The sequence below is a fragment of the Brevibacillus sp. MS2.2 genome (assembly GCF_013284345.1).
Lineage (GTDB): Bacteria > Bacillota > Bacilli > Brevibacillales > Brevibacillaceae > Brevibacillus > Brevibacillus brevis_C.
In genome coordinates this window covers 1-17,102 of record NZ_JABSUZ010000050.1, presented here as the reverse complement: position 1 = coordinate 17,102, position 17,102 = coordinate 1, and the positions used below count along the sequence as shown (strand labels likewise).

Below are 17,102 nucleotides of genomic sequence, written 5' to 3'. Positions count from 1 at the left end.
GTTTTACCCACCTACCTCGACTTTTACTTGGTTGGATGACGACGAATTGTACCAGGAATATTTCGGATCATGCTTATTGTCATAGACATCTTTTAGATGGAAGAGGGTCGGAATGGCATCAGCCCCTTTGTAAAAGACGATTTCTTTGGTCTGAATCGCCTTTACATGATACTTCTTGTTGATGAACGTAAAAAAAGTCGGATCTGCTACCCCGATTGCGTGGGTATATCCATGCTTTTCAGCGTAATCTATCATCAAGCAAATTCCTTTTTGCCCTAGTTGTCCACGGTATTTCGGCAAAACAGCGAGACTGTCTACCTCCATTACTTTCATGTCTTCTGTAACAACATCCTGAAAAAGTGATTTCATATAAGCACTTGATTTGGAAAAGGGCGTCATTTCAAATGTTCCACCTGCTTCACCATCTTCGGCAATTAAGAGGAACAGAGCCGAGCCTTCTTTCGCGTACTCCATTTCGAAGCCCATGCTTGTCCATACTGTTTCTTTGATCTCATGAAATTTTGCTAACTCTTGTACGGTTTCTACTTGTTTGTACATAACTTGTCCACTCCATCATTTTCTCTGATTGAACCATGTTGTGTATGTTTGACGTCTCAAAAGTTATGTTTTTCCATCCGTTACGAAAATGAAAGTGCTTTCATCCTCCTTTCAAAAATGTAAACACCAAAAAAGGCCGTTCCATCGAAATGGAACAACCGAAGCTACCAACATCAAAAAATGGTCTCAAGATGATGGCAACCCGGCTATCATGGTCAAAGACTGTAGACCCGTGGTTTTGCGTCGCCACCTTTCGATGACTTTGCCTTTTGCATTTATTAGCAAAATTTGTAAAAACGTGTCGAATTTTGCTAGACATAATCATGCAAAATATAAGCCAAAAGATATATCTTTGTCAAGTTTTGGTAGGGAAAAGAAACTAATTGTTCATAAAGTATGAACGTACGAAAAAACCAGTTGCTGTTTCAACTGGTTTTTCATTTTAGGGACTTTAGGTTATGGTTTGCAGAATGTCTAGAACTTCAGTAGGCTCCATTCTCTTTTTGTAATCTGGATCTAAGCATGCTGACCGGATTACGCCCTGGTTGTTGAGGATATAAGTAGCAGGAATGGGGAGCGTCCAGGAATCGTCACTGTTAAAATGTTTGAGATCAATATCCAATGATCGGTAAGTATCCTGTAAATAATCAGGCAGTCTGAATCTGAGTTTATATTTTTCTGCCACCTGGTTATTGGTATCGCATAACAAGGGGAAGCTCAGTCCGTTTTTCTCTTGCATAGTAAGAGAGTGTGCAGGAGATTGTGGACTAATGGCAAGCAATTGGGCACCCAGAGAGGTTATCGTATCGATCTGTTTTTGGTATGCTTGCAGCTCCAAATTGCAGTAGGGGCACCATGATCCACGGAAAAATGTGAGGACGACGGGACCTTTTACGACTTCTTCCGACAGGATAAAGGTCTTGCCAGTGTGGTCGTTCAACGTAAAATCAGGCGCAATCGAACCAATCGGCAAGCCCTTTGCCTGCCCAGAGGTCCGCAGCTCCTCGAGTGATCTTGTAAATGCATCCGTTACTTCACGAGTGAGGAAGTCTGCTATTTGAATGGTTGTATGATCTAGCTCTTCGCGCAGGCTCTGAAAATGTGGTTTATTCATATGTCGTTCCCCTCTTTTTCGAAAGAATAGTAGAAGCCATAGCTTTACGATATCTTTCTTTTGGAGGGAAAGATGTAATCTGAATTACATTTTCTTCAAAATTTTGTCCCGATGAATGGAAATGGATTTAAAGCCTGTTTGAATCAGTTCTTCTCTTGCTAAAGCACGTAATGCTACCGTCACAGCTTCCCTGGATGCCCCGACAAAGTGGGCGAGTTCTTGATGGGAAAGAGATAAATCAATTTTTTGAAACGCCGAACTGCTGGGATTGCCAAATTGATCGGCAAGCTTTACTAACGTGGAAAGAATGCGATCTTGTAAAGGGAGAAGGGCAAGATTTTCGGCTGCCTGGCTGATCGAAACCATTCTATCGCTAATGAGCTTCATGATCTTCATCATCAGTTGAGGATGTTCGATTATGTAGCTCTCAAATTTTGCTTTGCTCATTTTACAAATGAGGCAGTCTTCGATGGTTTCTATATACATCTCCCTCGTACCTAATGAGAGCAAATCCATTTCTCCAAACACATTGCCTTCCCCGAGGATATCAAATGTGAACTGCCGCCCATCCCGATTTACTTTATATAAACGTACTTTCCCCTGTTTGATGAAGTAGAAGCCCTCTGAAAAAGTTTCTGGTGTTTGAATGCACGTATTTTGGGGGAAAGGGGTTAGAGAGGTTAATTGATCAATTAAGCGCAAACTTTCCTCGGATAATGAATTCAACAAATAAAATTGGGATAAATATGTGATTCGGTTCATCATTTCTGTTCGGTTTGGGTCTTCAGGATCGTTCTTTTCGCTTTAGTGACAATTCTTTTCGTTTCCTTTGTATCAGAGATTCTTAGCCACTCGTCACAAAGCTGCGTTACCCAGTCTGGTTGTGATTTACTCGCATCGTTCAACCAATTCCCTACAGAATCTTGAACATATTTAGATGCATCTGATTTCACTTGCGTGAGTAAAGGCAGGCAGCGAGCAGGCTCATTTTTCAATGCGTCAATATGCTTACACCAGACCCCTCGTGGGCGTGTGGCTTCTACCGCAAAGCGGCGATCAACAGCCTGCCACTCAGTCAAATTGACGCTTTCTAATTCTCCAGCATGAAGGAGTGCTAATACATTTTCAGGGATGAGCGAGGCTTTTCTTGCTCCTTTTCTCGTGCGCACCGAATCAGGCATTTTCAACGAACTCCTTTTCGCAATAATGGTAAAAGTATACATAAAAATCACCGGTAACAAAAATTTTCCAACTATCCGATAACTAGAAGGAATAGGAGGGGATTTTGATGAAGGAAGTAAAAGTGATTCAATTTTACTTTTCCGGAGGCGGTGAAATGATTAGCATCGAGACGACGGAACCGGAAGAGATCATTCAAATGGTCGCGAATCAAAACGACGGATGGCTCCAGTATGATGATGTTGTCATTAACGTGAGAAATGTTTTGTATATCAGAGTACGCGATCAGGCGTAAGAATAGGAAAAGAGTGTCAAGCTCTAACACGAAAAAGCTCTCCTTTGAATGTGGAGGGCTTTTTCGTGTTGGAGGCACCGCTGCTGGTTATCCTATTTAATAGAAGAAAAAGGAGGGTGGCAAGATGACGCTGGAAGAAGTCATGCAGCAGCTCGAAGCGATGGGGACAGAGCAGACGAAAAAAACGTTATTGCGGCATGGTGCAAAGGAGCCTTTGTTTGGCGTGCGAGTCGGCGATATGAAGAAGCTGGTCAAGGAGGTAAAACGTGATCAGCAGCTCGTCCAGGCGCTGTACGATACGGGAAACTACGACGCCATGTACTTGGCCGGATTGACGGTTGACCCGAAGAGCATGACAAAAGAGCAGCTACAGGCTTGGGTCAAGGAAGCGTCATGGTACGCACCCGCCGAATATACGGTTGCGAGTGTAGCTGCTGAGAGTCATTTTGCTATGGAGTTGGCACGGGAATGGATCGAGTCAACGGAAGAGATGGTAGCTACCTGTGGGTGGAATACGTATTCGAACTATTTATCGATTACTCCAGATAAACAGCTAGATAAAGAAGAAATCAAACGGCTCCTCGTGAGAGTGAAGGAGACGATTCATCAGGAACAAAATCGCGTCCGGTACACCATGAATCAATTCGTTATTTCAGTAGGTGCGTATGTACCGGAACTTCATCAGGAAGCGTTGGAAGTGGCCGCTGCGATTGGCAAAGTACATGTAGACGTCGGACAGACAGCGTGCAAGGTTCCGTTGGCTACTGAGTATATCAAAAAGATAGAGGAACGAGGGAGTGTCGGAAAAAAGAAAAAGACATGCATCTGCTAGTCGGGCATTTTTCTCATTCATTTGGCGTATATTTCTAGGGTGCTTTTGTTTACTAAAGTATCGACTATTCCTTGCTAATGTGCTATCATGATACCTTGTTAACGTATTACCACTTTATCAGAGTAAAATGTAGAGTAGGGAAACGAGGGGGATCATCACGATGAAGAAAATAGCATGGATGTCATTGCTGTTGAGTGCAATAGTTTCATTGGTAGTGGGCTGTTCCAGCGCAAAAACTGGCGCTGACGCGAACAAGCTGATTATCGGAATTGACGATAAGTTCGCACCAATGGGATTCCGGGATGAAAAAAATGAGCTAGTCGGTTTTGATATTGATTACGCGCGTGCAGCCAGCGAAAAGATGGGAAAACAAGTCGAGTTTCAACCAATCGATTGGAGTGCAAAAGAGTCTGAGCTAAACAGCGGTCGTATCGACTTGATCTGGAATGGATATACGATTACAGATGAGAGAAAAGAAAAGGTTCTCTTTACCAAGCCTTATCTGAAAAACGCGCAAGTAGTTGTTACGATGGCAAATAGCAACTTGACCAAGCTGTCAGACTTGGCCGGTAAAGGAATTGGATTGCAAAAGCTGTCTTCCGCAGCTGACGCTGTCAATGCAAGTGACATGAAAAATCAGGTCAAATCAATTACCGAGTACCCAGATAATGTACTGGCATTGAGCGATATGAAGATTGGCCGCGTGGAAGCAGTTGTCATCGACCAGATTGTAGCCGATTACTACATGGCAAAAGAACCTGGAACCTTTAAGCTGTTGGAAGAATCGCTTGCACCCGAGGAGTATGGAGTTGGCGTCAAAAAAGGGAATGAAGCGTTATTGAACGAACTGCAAAAAGCGTTGGATACCATGAATCAGGATGGAACAGCAGCTAAAATATCGGAAAAATGGTTTGGCGAAAATCGCGTGTTGAAATAAACGGAAGATACGATGGCTTCGCCGAATGATTGGCGAAGCCACGCTTTATTATAAGGATTAGGAGCATACCAGATGAGCTTAGACTATATTATCTCCATTACCGTGCCCATGCTAGAAGGGGCGCAGATGACGGTGTTGCTGTTCTTCATCGCTATCCTGGCATCAATTCCATTGGGATTTCTCATTACCTTAATGGCGAATAGCAGCAACAGAGGTCTGTCTTGGTTCGCGCACACCTATGTGTATGTCATGCGTGGAACGCCTCTATTATTACAGCTATTGTTTTTTGTCTTTGGCCTCCCCCTCTTGCCAGTGATCGGAGAATACTTGGTTATGGATCGATTCGTAGCTGCATGCCTCGGCTTTGTACTGAACTACGCAGCGTATTTCGCGGAGATTTTCCGTGGAGGACTGCTGTCGATCGACAAAGGACAGTACGAGGCGGCGCAGGTCCTCGGCTTTAGCAAATGGCAGACGACCAACAAGATTATTTTGCCGCAAATGTTTCGCGTGGCTTTACCTGCCGTCGCAAATGAATCCATTACGCTCGTAAAAGACACCGCGTTGCTCTATGCAGTTGCCGTCCCAGAATTGCTTCACTTTGCACAAACGGCTGTGAATCGCGATTTTACCATCGTTCCGTTTTTTATTGCGGGAATCATTTATTTGTTGATGACGCTATTGTTAACGTTGTTCTTTAAGTGGCTGGAGAAAAGGTTCAAATTCGAATAAAGGGCTGGCGCAATATGGATATCATTCAAGTATCGAATCTAAAGAAATCGTTTGGCAATCAGGAAGTTTTGCGAGATGTCTCGTTTTCGGTGAAAAAGAACGAAGTCGTAGCGGTCATTGGACCATCTGGCTCCGGTAAAAGCACAATGCTGCGCAGCTTGGTCAATCTGGAGCAGGTGAATGGCGGCAGCATTCGTGTGCAGGATGATTATTTGGTGAAGGACGGCGTTTACACCAGTAACCAGGAAATCAAGCAGATCACATCGAGAATGGGCATGGTCTTTCAGCATTTTAATCTGTTTCCTCATCTCACAGTAAAAGAAAATCTGGAGATCGCACCACGCGTAGTCAAAGGTGAGGCGCCCCAGGACATCCGCAGAAAGAGTGCAGATCTCTTGGAAAAGGTCGGCCTGTCTGATAAGGCAGACGCGTATCCGGCGAAGCTCTCAGGCGGACAGAAGCAGCGTGTGGCGATCGCCAGAGCACTGATGATGAATCCGCAAATCTTGTTGTTTGACGAGCCTACGTCTGCGCTCGATCCCGAACTGACGGGTGAGGTCCTGCAAGTCATCAAGCAGCTTGCCCAGGAGCATATGACGATGATGGTTGTGACGCATGAGATGGGATTCGCGCGCGAGGTAGCGAACCAAATTATGTTTATGGACAACGGGGAATTCGTAGAGTCGGGGACGCCTGAGCAATTGTTTACAAACGCTAAATTTGAGCGGACCAAATCTTTTTTGCATCGTGCATTAAAATAGAAAAGATCAACAACAAATGCCCTCAGAGTCGAGAAGACAGACTGAGGGCATTTTTGTATAGACAGGCTACATCACCTGATAGTTCAAGTAGCGTTGGCTGATGAACGAATGAAAATGATCGCTGAACGAGTCAGCATTTAAAAACGCATTGTAAGCGTAAGGAGTGACCCGACAGTAAACGACCTCGCGTCCATCGTGAAAACGGATATAGAGGTGGCTTGCAGACAGATCGTAGCGAGCAGCTTTGATCAATTTCGAATCCAGTTCCTTGTAGGTAATTTCTTGGGGTTGATTCTGTCGTGGCAGAAATTGGCGGAAAAAAGATCTCAATGTACGTGCAAACTCCTTTATCTAAAAATCGGTTTATCTATTTCTACGAGTCTTCATTTTACGCAAAAATTTGGATTCGGAATACAAAAATAGCACACCGATTGCAAAATAGGCTAAGAGAACCGTATTCAGAACGATCATCGGAAAGTCGGCAAGCATGTAAGTGCCTCCTGTTAGAGAGAATGAAGTCACGAATGAAAAGCAACCTGCTCCAAAAAAGTGAAAATCTTCTTTTTTCTTCGTTCTATGGACCTATCATATGGTTGTGTGTAGAAAGAAATGATCATCCGAAAGTATGTAGACTCATGAAAAATGTTGTCGAATATAGTCTATATTACCTATTTTATTATTGTCAATAATTGCATAGAACCAAAAATCTTTCCGCAAATTTCATTTGATCACCATCGCCATGAACGATTTGAAAAAGGCTGTCCGCGAAAATGAAGCGGCAGCCTTTTTTTGCTAAAGAGTGGGTGGGTATTTCTTGCTTTTTAAATCGTATTGGAGCCGATTGATAAAGTTCATCGAAATCCGGGAATAATGCCGTTCCTCCGAACGCACCCAGCCGTAATAGATGGGTTGTTGATACGGAATATCCAAATCAAGCGTGATTGAATCGGAGTCTTGCAAATGAGGTTCATGAACAAAAGAGTAGTCCAGTCCGATGGTTACCGCGAGATTTTGCCGGATTGCATTGCGGAGTGCTTCTGTGTTGTTCGACGTAAACAAAATGTCGACGGGACCATAAGTAGCGGCAAAATCCTCTACGAACCATTTGACGTAGTCGTCGTTGTACAGGACGAAGGATTGCTTGCGAAGCTCTTCAGGTGTGACGGAATCCTGATAGGCAAGCGGCGAGTTTTTGCCCACACCAACGACCATTTTTCCCTCTAGTAGCTGTTCGAACACCAAGCCGAGGCCCTCGCTCTTTTTGAGCAGGTTCTCGTGAATAATGACCAGACCAATGTCCAGCTTGTCCTGAAGAATGTCCTCTAAGATCTCCTGTGTGCCTTTTTCTGCAATTTCGGTACGGATGTAAGGATAATCTTTTTTAAAGCTCGCGACGGCATCGACCAAAAGATTCATGGGACCGGGAATCGTGGCGAGCCTCAACTCTCCGCTCAACGAGTTCGTGTAGTTTTGTGCTTCCTCCAAGATCTCCTGGATCTTTCCCAAGGCTTCAAATGCTTTTTTGATGATAATGCGCCCTTCTGGGGTCGGTACTGCTCCAAGACGCGAACGTGTAAAAAGAGTAACGCCCAGCTCTGCTTCCAGACTGGAGAGCGATTGGCTGATGGCGGAGAGGGTCACATGCTTGTTCTGGGCGGCTTTGGTCAAGGAGCCTGCCTTCGCTATTTCTACGATATATTCCAGTTGTTCCAGATGCATTTGGTAACAGCACATCCTTTAGTCGTACTTAAGGAAGGGTAAGTATGTTTACATATTTTTTAATATAAAAGAGTCCTATAATGAAAGCAAGGCAAGAGATCAGGTACAAAAGACATCATAAATGGAGGCGTTTACAATGGCGAGACTCGAAGGGAAAGTAGCGATCATTTCGGGTGGCGGAACAGGAATCGGAAAAACAACGGCGATTCGTTTTGCCAAGGAAGGTGCGAAAGTAGTCGTTACCGATATCAATCTGGAAAGTGCCTCTCAGACGGTAGCCGAAATCAAGGATGCGGGTGGTAAAGCCATTGCGATTGCGCATGATGTAAGCCGTGAAGAGCAATGGCAGCAAGTAGTGGCAACCACTGTAGAACAATACGAGAAAGTAGATATCCTGTTCAACAATGCAGGTATTTATATCATTAAACCATTAGCGGAGATTACCATAGAGGAATGGAATCGTCTCATGGCGATTAATGTAACGGGCGTCTTTTTGGGAATGAAGCATGTGATGCCACTCATGGCAAAACAACAAGGTGGTTCTGTCATCAATGCCTCTTCCATTGCTGGGCTTTTTGGTGCACCGGGTCACGTTTTGTACGGAGCGAGCAAGGGAGCGGTTCGCATCATGACTAAAGATGCAGCGATGGAGTATGCGGCACAAGGTGTGCGCGTGAACTCGATTCATCCTGGCTATATCGATACAAACATGGTGTCCTATGCTTCGGAAACGACAAAGCATTCCAAAGCAGAGCTAGCACTAGCTACTCCAACAGGCCGACTTGGAACTGTCGAGGATGTAGCCAATATGGTGCTGTTCCTCGCTTCTGACGAGTCTTCCCATGTTACAGGAGCGGAATTCGTCATCGATGGTGGTGCAACAGCGAGATAAAACGGTACGAATACCCTTTTCGAAAATAGGAGGAATTATCCATGAGGCTGGAAAATAAAGTCGCGATCGTAACAGGTGGAGCAAGTGGAATCGGTGAAACGACCGTCCGTCTCTTCGCAAAAGAAGGGGCGAAAGTAGTGATTGCTGACTTCTCCCCACGTGGAAATGAATTGGCGGAAGAGCTGAATCAAGCGGGCTTCGATGCGTTGTTCGTGAAAACGGACGTAACGAAAGAAGACGAAGTAAAAAACATGGTAAGTGCCACTGTAGAAAAGTACGGAAAGGTAGATATTCTGTTTGCCAATGCGGGTATCGCAAAAGACGCACCTGGTCATTTGTTGAGCATGGATGACTGGCAAAGAACGATTGATATTAATCTGACCGGCGTGTTTTTGTGTGATAAATACGTCATCGAGCAAATGCTGGCGCAAGGGACTGGCGGCGCGATTGTCAACTGCGGCTCGATCCATAGCCATGCAGGGAAAGCAGGTGTAACAGCATACTCTTCCGCCAAAGGCGGCGTGAAGCTCTTGACCCAGACACTGGGACTTACGTATGCAAAGCAAGGAATTCGCGTGAATGCAGTCTGCCCTGGCTACATTGATACACCATTGATTGCTGGGCGCAATGAAGCCTTGAATGAGCACCTGATCGGGTTGCATCCAATGGGACGCTTGGGTAAACCAGAAGAAGTCGCCAAGGCTGTTCTGTTCCTCGCCAGCGACGATGCTTCCTTCGTCACAGGGACAAGCCTGCTGGTCGACGGCGGTTATACCGCACAATAATAAGTTCTTTCTCCTCGCGTAGATTTGTCTGCTCGGGGAGATTTTTTTTCACAAGACTACATCGGACAAATGCCCTCAACCATCGTCCAAGCGGGCGCAAAACCGATCGAATATAATGGGAAAAAGCCATTACGCGACGGGGAGGGAGGAGTTTTGCCGACTTTTGTGGGCACGGTGACCATTACCAATAATGTCGGGAATATCAACTTTGGCGATACGGCAAACAACTCTCCGAAAAGCGTAACCAAAGCGTTTTCCGGTTCGGGTGGAAACAATAGTGGAAACGTAGTAAAGGTCATTAATGAAAACAGCCAAACCAATACATGGGTGGGTTCAGGAGCGGCTGGAATGAAGACAGTGAAGACAAAGAAACGGGTCCGTCGCGCAGCTCGAAAAGGCAAAAAGAAAAAGTAGCCTTGAAAAAGGCCGCGTGCGAAAGTGGACAAGCTCGATAATAGAATTCAGAGTAAGACTATTGCGAATTTATGTGAATTGAGATAAAAAAGATGAAAGACGATCGCAGAAAGGAAGCAAACCAGATGAAGAAAACAAATGAGGAATCACTCTTATTTACCCGTGTGAACAAGGACACGCAGGCACTGCCGATTTCGATTGAGGATTGGGAGAAAAAGGCACGCGAGGTTTTGCCGGATGGGCCATTTGATTATGTTGCCGGGGGATCAGGGGCAGAGGAAACGCTGGTAGAAAACCGGACAGCTTTTTCCCGTTGGGCAATCATTCCGCGGATGATGCGGGATGTGACGAATCGCACCCTTGGTATTTCGATGTACAATCAAGCGTTGCGCACTCCGATCTTTTTGGCACCTGTAGGCATGCAGACGATTTCACATCCCGATGGAGAGCTGGCGTCTGCCAGGGCGGCTGCATCAGCCGGAGTGCCGTTCGTAGCCAGTACAGTTTCCGCTCACTCACTCGAGCATATTGCCGAAGTGATGGGTGATGCCTATCGTTGGTTTCAGCTCTATTGGTCGAATGATCGAGAGGTTTCTGCGAGCATGGTCAGACGAGCAGAAAAGTCTGGCTATTCTGCCATTGTCCTCACGGTAGATACCGTTATGCTAGGGTGGAAGCGCAGAGACTTCCGCAACGGGTATTCGCCACTGCGGGAAGGAAAAGGACTGGCGAATTACTTGACAGACCCTGTTTTTTGCTCGCGACTTCCTGAGGTTACGCCAGAAAATGCAGTAGAAGAAGTGTTGAAAAACATTTATCATCCAGCACTCAATTGGAACGATATCGCCTTTTTGCGTGAGCATACTCGTCTACCGATTTTGGTAAAAGGCATTTTGCATCCGGATGATGCGCGGCTTGCTTTAGAGCATGGTGTCGATGGAATCATCGTTTCCAATCACGGAGGGCGGCAGATGGATGGCGCCATTTCTACGCTGGATGCGTTGCCAGCGATTGCCGAGGTGGTAGCTGGCAAAATACCTGTCTTGCTCGACAGTGGCGTGCGTACAGGAGCAGATGTCGTTAAAGCGATTGCTTTAGGTGCCAATGCCATCCTGATTGGTCGGCCATTCCTGTATGGACTGACTGTGGCCGGAGAGCAGGGCGTAGTGAGTGTCTTAGATACACTCATCCATGAATTTGACGTCGCGATGGCACTGTCAGGCAGCAATTCTGTCGCAGACCTCAATCGCAGCATTCTTGCCCGCTTGTAAGGGAAGTAGCTCAATCGTACCCATTGTTGAAAAAAGTGAGCCAGTCTACATGCACTGGTTCATTTTTTTCGCAAAAATGTTATTTCTACCGTAACTGTTCTCGTTGATCTTTCGGAAAAACATGGTAAAATGGAACGAACTTGTATTCAGAACGTTACGATCCTTCTGTAAGGATCATTTTTTTTGACTGTATCCAAAGCAGGTGATGGAAATGAAAAACCAAATGATGTCTTCACTGACACCCCAAGATTGGGTAGGGCTACTACGTGAAAAAGATGGTGAGCTGAACATGGTTGTGAATGAGCTGGCAGATGTCAAATACGCTTTGGACCAATCCACGATCTTGGCAATTACGGACAATAAGGGGATAATTTTGCGGGCAAATGAGCAATTTTGCCTCATATCGAAATACGAACGAAGCGAATTGATTGGAAATGACCATCGTATTCTTAATTCGGGTTTTCATCCGAAAGGCTTTTTTAAAGATATGTGGTCTTGTATTCGATCTGGCCAGGTCTGGCGGGGGGAAATTCGAAATCGCGCAAAAGATGGCAGCTATTATTGGGTCGATACCACGATCGTGCCATTTAAGAATCAAGCGGGCGAAATCTATCAATACCTTTCCATTCGCAGTGATATCACGGCTCGCAAGCAGATGGAAGACGAGCTCAAGCGGAGTGAAGAAAAGTATCGCATCATCGCGGAAAACACGTCAGATATCATCAGCATCATCAACCTGGATGGGGAGTTTCTCTATTTGTCCCCATCTCACAAGCGTGTGTGGGAGCATACCGTTCCTGATGAGGAAATCCATAACCTGTTCGAGTGGATTGTAGAGGATGACCGGGATATTTTTGCTTATGCGATTCAGCATGCCTTCTCTACACGTAAAGAGTACATGGTAGAGTGCCGGATTAACACCCAAAGAAACGATGTGATCTGGACAGAAAGCAAAATCAATCCGATAGCGGATGAAGAAGGAAATGTGACCAAGCTACTCCTCGTTACCCGTGACGTCACAGACCGAAAACAGTCCGAAGAGACGATTCACCACTTGGCTTATCACGATGCGTTGACAGATCTGCCGAATCGACGAATGTATGTCCAACAGCTCAGCAAGGAAATGATGCAGGCCAAGCGTTTCCAATCGAATCTGGCTGTGCTGTTTTTGGATTTGGATCGGTTCAAGGATGTGAACGATTCGTTCGGTCATGACGTAGGGGATATGTTGCTGATCGAAGCATCAAAGCGTCTACAGGCATGCCTCAAGCCAGGAGATGTCGTGGCCAGGTTGGGTGGAGACGAATTTACGATTATGCAGAACCAGTTGCAAGATCGAAACGAAGCGACTGCATTGGCAGAGCAGATCATGAATCAGTTGCAGCGGCCGTTTGAATTGGATGGTCATGTGTTCAACGTGTCGTGCAGCATCGGCATCGCCTTGTACCCGCAAGATGGGGACAACCCTGAAGATTTGTTGAAACGGGCCGATACGGCGTTATATACAGTGAAATCGCGCGGGAAGAATGGATATGACTTTTTCGATCCGACGATGGAGGCGAAGTCGCTGGAGCGTATCTTGATGGAAAATGAGATGCGGAAAGCCATTGAACAAGAGCAGTTCCAAATTTACTACCAGCCCAAGATCGATATCGCGACAAGCGCGATGACAGGCATGGAGGCGCTCGTCAGATGGGTGCATCCAGAGCTTGGCATCATTCCGCCGAATCGTTTTATCCCTATCGCTGAGGAGACAGGGATGATTCTGGCACTCGGGGAATGGATATTGAAACAGGCGTGCAAACAAAATAAAATTTGGCACGATCAAGGATATACGCTGAAGGTCTCTGTGAATTTGTCAGCAAGACAGATCTATCAAAAAGATCTGGTCGAGATGATCAAGGATATACTTCGGGAAACAAATCTGTCTCCTGATTGGCTGGAGCTCGAGATTACGGAGAGCATTTTTGTCAAAATGGAAGAGGCGACGGCAGTCCTGCAACAGATTCGAGACATCGGCATCCAAATTTCGATTGATGATTTTGGGACAGGCTATAGCTCGTTTAGTTATATTAAAAGTTTGCCAGTCGATACGATCAAAATTGACGCCTCGTTTATTCGCGACATTCATCACAACCAAGAGAGTCAAGCGATTGTAAAAGCGATTGTTACGATCGCGCAAAGTCTCAATATGAATGTCATCGCAGAGGGAATTGAGCTCCATGATCAAGTAGCGGCTTTGAAGGAAAATGGCTGCGACCACGGTCAAGGCTATTTGTTCAGCAAACCGCTTCCGACAGATGATTTTGACCAGTTCCTTCGTCAAGAGCAGCAATAATATGGCAGGAAGCAAAGCCGGGTGAGAACATCCGGCTTCTTCTTTTGTGTGGTACTATAAGAGGCGGACAAAAACATAAGAGCAAGTTTGCAGCTAGAAAGGGAGGCCCCTCGTGGGAAAGTTTTCAGGTAAGACTGTTGTCGCTATTGCAAGTTTGGTATTGATGTGGGGATTAAGCTGGTCGATCTACAAAATGTCACTCGCCTATACGCCACCGATTTTGTTCGCAGGAATGCGTTCGCTGATTGGCGGACTTCTGCTCGCTTTATTTATTTTACCGAAATGGAAAAAGATCAACTGGCGTGAAAACTGGTTGCGCTATTGTATATCTGCCTTTCTGAATACATTGTGCTTTTACGGCATTCAGACGGTTGGACTCGTGTATTTGCCAGGTGGATTATTCTCTGTGCTGGTGTACTTCCAGCCAATCTTGATTGGACTCTTTGCCTGGTTGTGGCTGGGTGAGAGCATGACGGTGCTCAAGATCATTGGGCTGATCATGGGATTCCTCGGGATACTTGCGGTCAGTGCAGATGGACTGACTGGACAGGTTTCCATCGTGGGCGTCATTTTAGGTTTGTTGACGGCTCTGACGTGGGCGCTGGGCGTGATCTATGTGAAAAAGGTCAGTGCCAAGGTAGATTCTCTGTGGATGGTTGCCATGCAATGTATCATTGGTGGCGCGGCCTTAACTCTTTTGGGGACAGGTGTAGAGAGCTGGTCCGACATTGTCTGGAATGTACCTTATTTGATCGGTCTGAGCTATGGCGCTACATTTGGTGTACCGATTGCCATTGTCATTTACTTTGGGCTCGTGAATGCAGGCGAAGCGAGCAAGGTAGCAGCCTTTACGTTTCTCGTGCCGCTCATCGCAGTTGTCACGGGCACTATTTTCATGGATGAGCCGGTTACGTATTCACTCATCGCTGGTCTGGTATTGATCGTGTGCAGTATTTGCTTGGTGAACTATCAGAAAAAGATACGACAGCCTGCAATTGCCAATACTCTCAATCGTTAATGGAGACGAAACAAAAACAGCCGACACTTCACAGGTTCGGCTGTTTTTATTATGGGGACTATAGGTAAGGCTCTTTGTAGATTCCTTTTTCATAAATGTACTGTAGGCAGGTATCCGGCAACAGGAAGCTGGGGTCGCCGCCTTTGCGGATTTCGTCTCGGATGTAGGTAGAGCTGATTCCCATGTTGATGCCCTTGCTCATGATGAGAAAATGCTCGTCGTGATTGCGCAACAGCGCGTCCTCTGCGATCAGGTCAGCGGTCGGATAGCCTTCACGAGACATCACGATGAAATTGAAGCCTGCAACCAGCTTTTCAGCGTTGCCCCAGTTCGACAGTCCCTCTAACAAATCCGATCCCATGATGAAAAAGAGCTCGTCGTTTGGGTACTTCTTTTTCATGTGCATCATCGTATCATACGTATAGGTTTCACCTGGCAAGCCATCCATCTCGACTGTAGAAATTTCGAAAAGTGGCTCTCCATACTTGTTTGTTTTGTGTGTACTGCTCGCCAAAGCCAGTTTGAGCATGTGCAAGCGATGGACGTCCTCTGTCTGCAATTTTTTATCATGACGCTTTGAAGAGCATGGTACGAAAATGACTTTGTCCAGTCGTCTCCGGTGAGCGACGGTCGCTGCCGTGAACAAATGGCTGTACGTGATGGGGTCAAAGCTGCTGCCATAAATGCCGATTCGCATGAAAATTGCCTCCTATCGTCATGAGCCTGTTATTTTTTGCGGATAGTCATGCCAAGCTGGTTCTGAAAGTGACTGAGAGCCCATTTGTGACCTTCTGGAAGAAAGCTCGCTACTGCATCCTCGTGGATGACGACAGAAAAGCCGTTATAGAAGCCTTCAATCGCTGTATGCAATACACAAATGTCCGTGCAGACACCTACCAGATGAACCTCAGTGATACCTCTCGTCCGCAACAATAACGCAAGGTCGGTACCTTGGAAAGCACTGTAGCGGGTCTTATCCATCCAGTGAATCGTATCTTCGAATTCCTCGTAAATCTCCTGAATGCTGCCATACAAATTCCGGCCAGCCGTACCGATAATGTTGTGCGGAGGGTAGAGTCCTGTCTCAGGGTGGTACGGGTCCTGCTCTCGATGAGCGTCGACTGCCATGACGACAAAATCGCCTTCTGCGAGGAAGTCGCGGATCAATTCTCCAATGCGTCCTTCAATAGCCTGACCAGGCTCTCCACAAGTCAATGCACCATCTGTCGCGACAAAATCATTCGTGTAGTCGATCACGATCAAAGCTTTCATGGAAAAAACCTCCTGAATGTGGACTTTTTCAGTAAATCATGGCAGTTGGCGTAAAGCCGGTAAAGCGATAGAGCTTGGCTGGCGAATTCGAAAACTCAGTCGAGTAGACAGGCTGTCCGTCAGCCGATAGAACTGGCTCGAGCAGTCCTTGCCGTCTGGTTGTCGCAAGCAGGCGCCGCTCAAAATTGCCGCGATCTTTTGCCGAAAAGGATGGAACGACGGACTCGATCACTTGCAGCAGTTCGCTCAAGGTAAACTCATCTGGCAAAAACGCTTTGGCGATAGTCGTTTGCAGCATCTGCTCACGAACGCGCTGTAAGGCGTCAGTCAAAATTTCACGATGATCAAAAGCAAGGTTGAGGGCAAAAGCTTCCTCAATCGGAAATAGCCGCGCGTCGGATGCATCGTCGTTTGCCTGTGCGTGCTTCAATAAATCTTCATGGACGAGGGAGACATAGGCAACACTCGGGATCCAACCACGAGGGTCTCTTCCGGGCCTGTAGTACGTCTTCAACTGCTCGATGTGTACATCACGGTCGATATTCGTCTCTTCTTTCAACTCGCGATAGGCGCATTCGTCCAGGGTCTCCGATTCATGGGAAAAACCGCCAGGCAAGGCCCATTGCTCTCCAAATGTATCGCTTTTTCGCTTGATCAGAAGAACGGCCAATTGTTTGAGTGGCAGCGATTTGGTTTTTGTTTGGCGCGGGATGGAAAGGATCGTAAAGAGGCAAATATCTGTTGGAAGTCCATCCGGTGAGCGGTACTTTTTGGTCCGAAAGTGGATGCGTTTGGCTCGAAGGGGAGACGTACTCACAAGATCATCCTTTCCGTTTGCTCGAATCAGTTATCATGCTTTTATGTTATGATATCATTTTAACAATGTCAATATTACAATGTAAAAGACTGTGAAAAAAGACGTCTGTGAATGTCAGACGTCTCTCGAAGTCATACCTGCGAAAAGCGATTGATTAAACAGCATCCA

General features: G+C 46.1%; 19 protein-coding genes, 1 pseudogene and 1 riboswitch. Of the genes and pseudogenes, 11 read left to right on the top strand and 9 right to left on the bottom strand.

Annotation, left to right across the window (positions count from 1 at the left end; genetic code table 11):
* Positions 1-3: 3 nt before the first annotated feature.
* From HP568_RS27290 to HP568_RS27275, 4 genes and pseudogenes are all read right to left on the bottom strand, one after another.
* Positions 4-558, bottom strand: a complete 555-nt coding sequence (locus HP568_RS27290) for a GNAT family N-acetyltransferase (RefSeq protein ID WP_173630749.1) — start codon at positions 556-558, stop codon at positions 4-6.
* Positions 559-751: 193 nt separating this feature from the next.
* Positions 752-835, bottom strand: a riboswitch (cyclic di-GMP riboswitch).
* A 174-nt stretch (positions 836-1,009) separates the two neighbouring features.
* The gene (locus tag HP568_RS27285; protein ID WP_173630748.1) at positions 1,010-1,672 is read right to left on the bottom strand and encodes a peroxiredoxin-like family protein; all 663 of its coding nucleotides are present in this window, start codon (positions 1,670-1,672) and stop codon (positions 1,010-1,012) included.
* 84 nt (positions 1,673-1,756) lie between these two features.
* Entirely contained in the window at positions 1,757-2,434 is a 678-nt protein-coding gene (locus HP568_RS27280; protein ID WP_173630747.1) for a Crp/Fnr family transcriptional regulator, read from the bottom strand.
* Positions 2,434-2,751, bottom strand: a pseudogene (locus HP568_RS27275) (DNA alkylation repair protein); the annotation flags it as partial. The gene HP568_RS27280 and the pseudogene HP568_RS27275, both read right to left, overlap by 1 nt.
* A 209-nt stretch (positions 2,752-2,960) precedes the next feature.
* On the opposite strand from HP568_RS27275, the gene HP568_RS27270 reads away from it, so the two are divergent.
* From HP568_RS27270 to HP568_RS27250, 5 genes are all read left to right on the top strand, one after another.
* Positions 2,961-3,146, top strand: coding sequence for a hypothetical protein (locus tag HP568_RS27270; protein ID WP_048031472.1), 186 nt, complete (start codon positions 2,961-2,963; stop codon positions 3,144-3,146).
* Positions 3,147-3,270: 124 nt separating this feature from the next.
* A complete protein-coding gene (locus HP568_RS27265) occupies positions 3,271-3,978 on the top strand; it encodes a DNA alkylation repair protein (protein WP_173630745.1) in 708 nt (235 codons plus the stop codon).
* A gap of 160 nt (positions 3,979-4,138) precedes the next feature.
* The gene (locus tag HP568_RS27260; RefSeq protein WP_048031474.1) at positions 4,139-4,915 is read left to right on the top strand and encodes an amino acid ABC transporter substrate-binding protein; all 777 of its coding nucleotides are present in this window, start codon (positions 4,139-4,141) and stop codon (positions 4,913-4,915) included.
* A gap of 72 nt (positions 4,916-4,987) precedes the next feature.
* Positions 4,988-5,647 (top strand): amino acid ABC transporter permease, encoded by a 660-nt coding sequence (locus HP568_RS27255; protein WP_017251947.1) that lies wholly within the window; start codon positions 4,988-4,990, stop codon positions 5,645-5,647.
* A 14-nt stretch (positions 5,648-5,661) separates the two neighbouring features.
* Positions 5,662-6,408 (top strand): amino acid ABC transporter ATP-binding protein, encoded by a 747-nt coding sequence (locus HP568_RS27250; protein WP_217366809.1) that lies wholly within the window; start codon positions 5,662-5,664, stop codon positions 6,406-6,408.
* 66 nt (positions 6,409-6,474) lie between these two features.
* On the opposite strand, the gene HP568_RS27245 is transcribed toward HP568_RS27250, so the two are convergent.
* Both HP568_RS27245 and HP568_RS27240 read right to left on the bottom strand, forming a co-directional pair.
* Positions 6,475-6,738: a KTSC domain-containing protein gene (locus HP568_RS27245; protein WP_048031476.1), complete on the bottom strand. Its 264-nt coding sequence runs from the start codon at positions 6,736-6,738 to the stop codon at positions 6,475-6,477.
* Between the two features lie 462 nt (positions 6,739-7,200).
* Positions 7,201-8,127, bottom strand: a complete 927-nt coding sequence (locus tag HP568_RS27240; RefSeq protein ID WP_048031477.1) for a LysR family transcriptional regulator — start codon at positions 8,125-8,127, stop codon at positions 7,201-7,203.
* Between the two features lie 136 nt (positions 8,128-8,263).
* Between HP568_RS27240 and HP568_RS27235 the strand changes: the two genes are divergently transcribed.
* The 6 genes from HP568_RS27235 (at position 8,264) to HP568_RS27210 (ending at position 14,845) form a co-directional block, all read left to right on the top strand.
* On the top strand, positions 8,264-9,019 hold the full coding sequence (locus tag HP568_RS27235) for an SDR family NAD(P)-dependent oxidoreductase (RefSeq protein ID WP_173630744.1): 756 nt from the start codon (positions 8,264-8,266) through the stop codon (positions 9,017-9,019).
* A gap of 41 nt (positions 9,020-9,060) precedes the next feature.
* Positions 9,061-9,804: an SDR family NAD(P)-dependent oxidoreductase gene (locus HP568_RS27230; RefSeq protein WP_173630743.1), complete on the top strand. Its 744-nt coding sequence runs from the start codon at positions 9,061-9,063 to the stop codon at positions 9,802-9,804.
* A gap of 69 nt (positions 9,805-9,873) precedes the next feature.
* Positions 9,874-10,218 carry a spore germination protein gene (locus tag HP568_RS27225; RefSeq protein WP_254551566.1) on the top strand — a complete coding sequence of 115 codons (345 nt, stop codon included), beginning with the start codon at positions 9,874-9,876 and terminating at the stop codon, positions 10,216-10,218.
* A 125-nt stretch (positions 10,219-10,343) separates the two neighbouring features.
* Positions 10,344-11,489 carry an alpha-hydroxy-acid oxidizing protein gene (locus tag HP568_RS27220; protein WP_173630742.1) on the top strand — a complete coding sequence of 382 codons (1,146 nt, stop codon included), beginning with the start codon at positions 10,344-10,346 and terminating at the stop codon, positions 11,487-11,489.
* Positions 11,490-11,700: 211 nt separating this feature from the next.
* Complete coding sequence (locus HP568_RS27215) at positions 11,701-13,827, top strand: bifunctional diguanylate cyclase/phosphodiesterase (RefSeq protein ID WP_048031480.1); 2,127 nt, start codon at positions 11,701-11,703, stop codon at positions 13,825-13,827.
* Between the two features lie 112 nt (positions 13,828-13,939).
* Positions 13,940-14,845 (top strand): DMT family transporter, encoded by a 906-nt coding sequence (locus tag HP568_RS27210; protein WP_048031481.1) that lies wholly within the window; start codon positions 13,940-13,942, stop codon positions 14,843-14,845.
* A 58-nt stretch (positions 14,846-14,903) separates the two neighbouring features.
* Here HP568_RS27210 and nadD read toward each other — a convergent pair whose 3' ends face one another.
* From nadD to HP568_RS27195, 3 genes are read right to left on the bottom strand one after another with little or no spacing between them, the layout of a single operon-like run.
* Positions 14,904-15,542, bottom strand: coding sequence for a nicotinate-nucleotide adenylyltransferase (gene nadD, locus HP568_RS27205; protein WP_048031482.1), 639 nt, complete (start codon positions 15,540-15,542; stop codon positions 14,904-14,906).
* A gap of 29 nt (positions 15,543-15,571) precedes the next feature.
* Complete coding sequence (locus HP568_RS27200) at positions 15,572-16,117, bottom strand: cysteine hydrolase family protein (RefSeq protein ID WP_173630741.1); 546 nt, start codon at positions 16,115-16,117, stop codon at positions 15,572-15,574.
* Between the two features lie 28 nt (positions 16,118-16,145).
* Positions 16,146-16,934 carry an NUDIX hydrolase gene (locus HP568_RS27195; RefSeq protein WP_048031484.1) on the bottom strand — a complete coding sequence of 263 codons (789 nt, stop codon included), beginning with the start codon at positions 16,932-16,934 and terminating at the stop codon, positions 16,146-16,148.
* Between the last annotated feature and the right edge of the window lie 168 nt (positions 16,935-17,102).

Bases quoted from the DNA above. Each gene is read 5' to 3' on its own strand.
- HP568_RS27290 (WP_173630749.1), bottom strand. From the start codon at position 558: ATGTACAAACAAGTAGAAACCGTACAAGAGTTAGCAAAATTTCATGAG.
- HP568_RS27285 (WP_173630748.1), bottom strand. From the start codon at position 1,672: ATGAATAAACCACATTTTCAGAGCCTGCGCGAAGAGCTAGATCATACA.
- HP568_RS27280 (WP_173630747.1), bottom strand. From the start codon at position 2,434: ATGAACCGAATCACATATTTATCCCAATTTTATTTGTTGAATTCATTA.
- HP568_RS27270 (WP_048031472.1), top strand. From the start codon at position 2,961: ATGAAGGAAGTAAAAGTGATTCAATTTTACTTTTCCGGAGGCGGTGAA.
- HP568_RS27265 (WP_173630745.1), top strand. From the start codon at position 3,271: ATGACGCTGGAAGAAGTCATGCAGCAGCTCGAAGCGATGGGGACAGAG.
- HP568_RS27260 (WP_048031474.1), top strand. From the start codon at position 4,139: ATGAAGAAAATAGCATGGATGTCATTGCTGTTGAGTGCAATAGTTTCA.
- HP568_RS27255 (WP_017251947.1), top strand. From the start codon at position 4,988: ATGAGCTTAGACTATATTATCTCCATTACCGTGCCCATGCTAGAAGGG.
- HP568_RS27250 (WP_217366809.1), top strand. From the start codon at position 5,662: ATGGATATCATTCAAGTATCGAATCTAAAGAAATCGTTTGGCAATCAG.
- HP568_RS27240 (WP_048031477.1), bottom strand. From the start codon at position 8,127: ATGCATCTGGAACAACTGGAATATATCGTAGAAATAGCGAAGGCAGGC.
- HP568_RS27235 (WP_173630744.1), top strand. From the start codon at position 8,264: ATGGCGAGACTCGAAGGGAAAGTAGCGATCATTTCGGGTGGCGGAACA.
- HP568_RS27230 (WP_173630743.1), top strand. From the start codon at position 9,061: ATGAGGCTGGAAAATAAAGTCGCGATCGTAACAGGTGGAGCAAGTGGA.
- HP568_RS27225 (WP_254551566.1), top strand. From the start codon at position 9,874: ATGCCCTCAACCATCGTCCAAGCGGGCGCAAAACCGATCGAATATAAT.
- HP568_RS27220 (WP_173630742.1), top strand. From the start codon at position 10,344: ATGAAGAAAACAAATGAGGAATCACTCTTATTTACCCGTGTGAACAAG.
- HP568_RS27215 (WP_048031480.1), top strand. From the start codon at position 11,701: ATGAAAAACCAAATGATGTCTTCACTGACACCCCAAGATTGGGTAGGG.
- nadD (WP_048031482.1), bottom strand. From the start codon at position 15,542: ATGCGAATCGGCATTTATGGCAGCAGCTTTGACCCCATCACGTACAGC.
- HP568_RS27200 (WP_173630741.1), bottom strand. From the start codon at position 16,117: ATGAAAGCTTTGATCGTGATCGACTACACGAATGATTTTGTCGCGACA.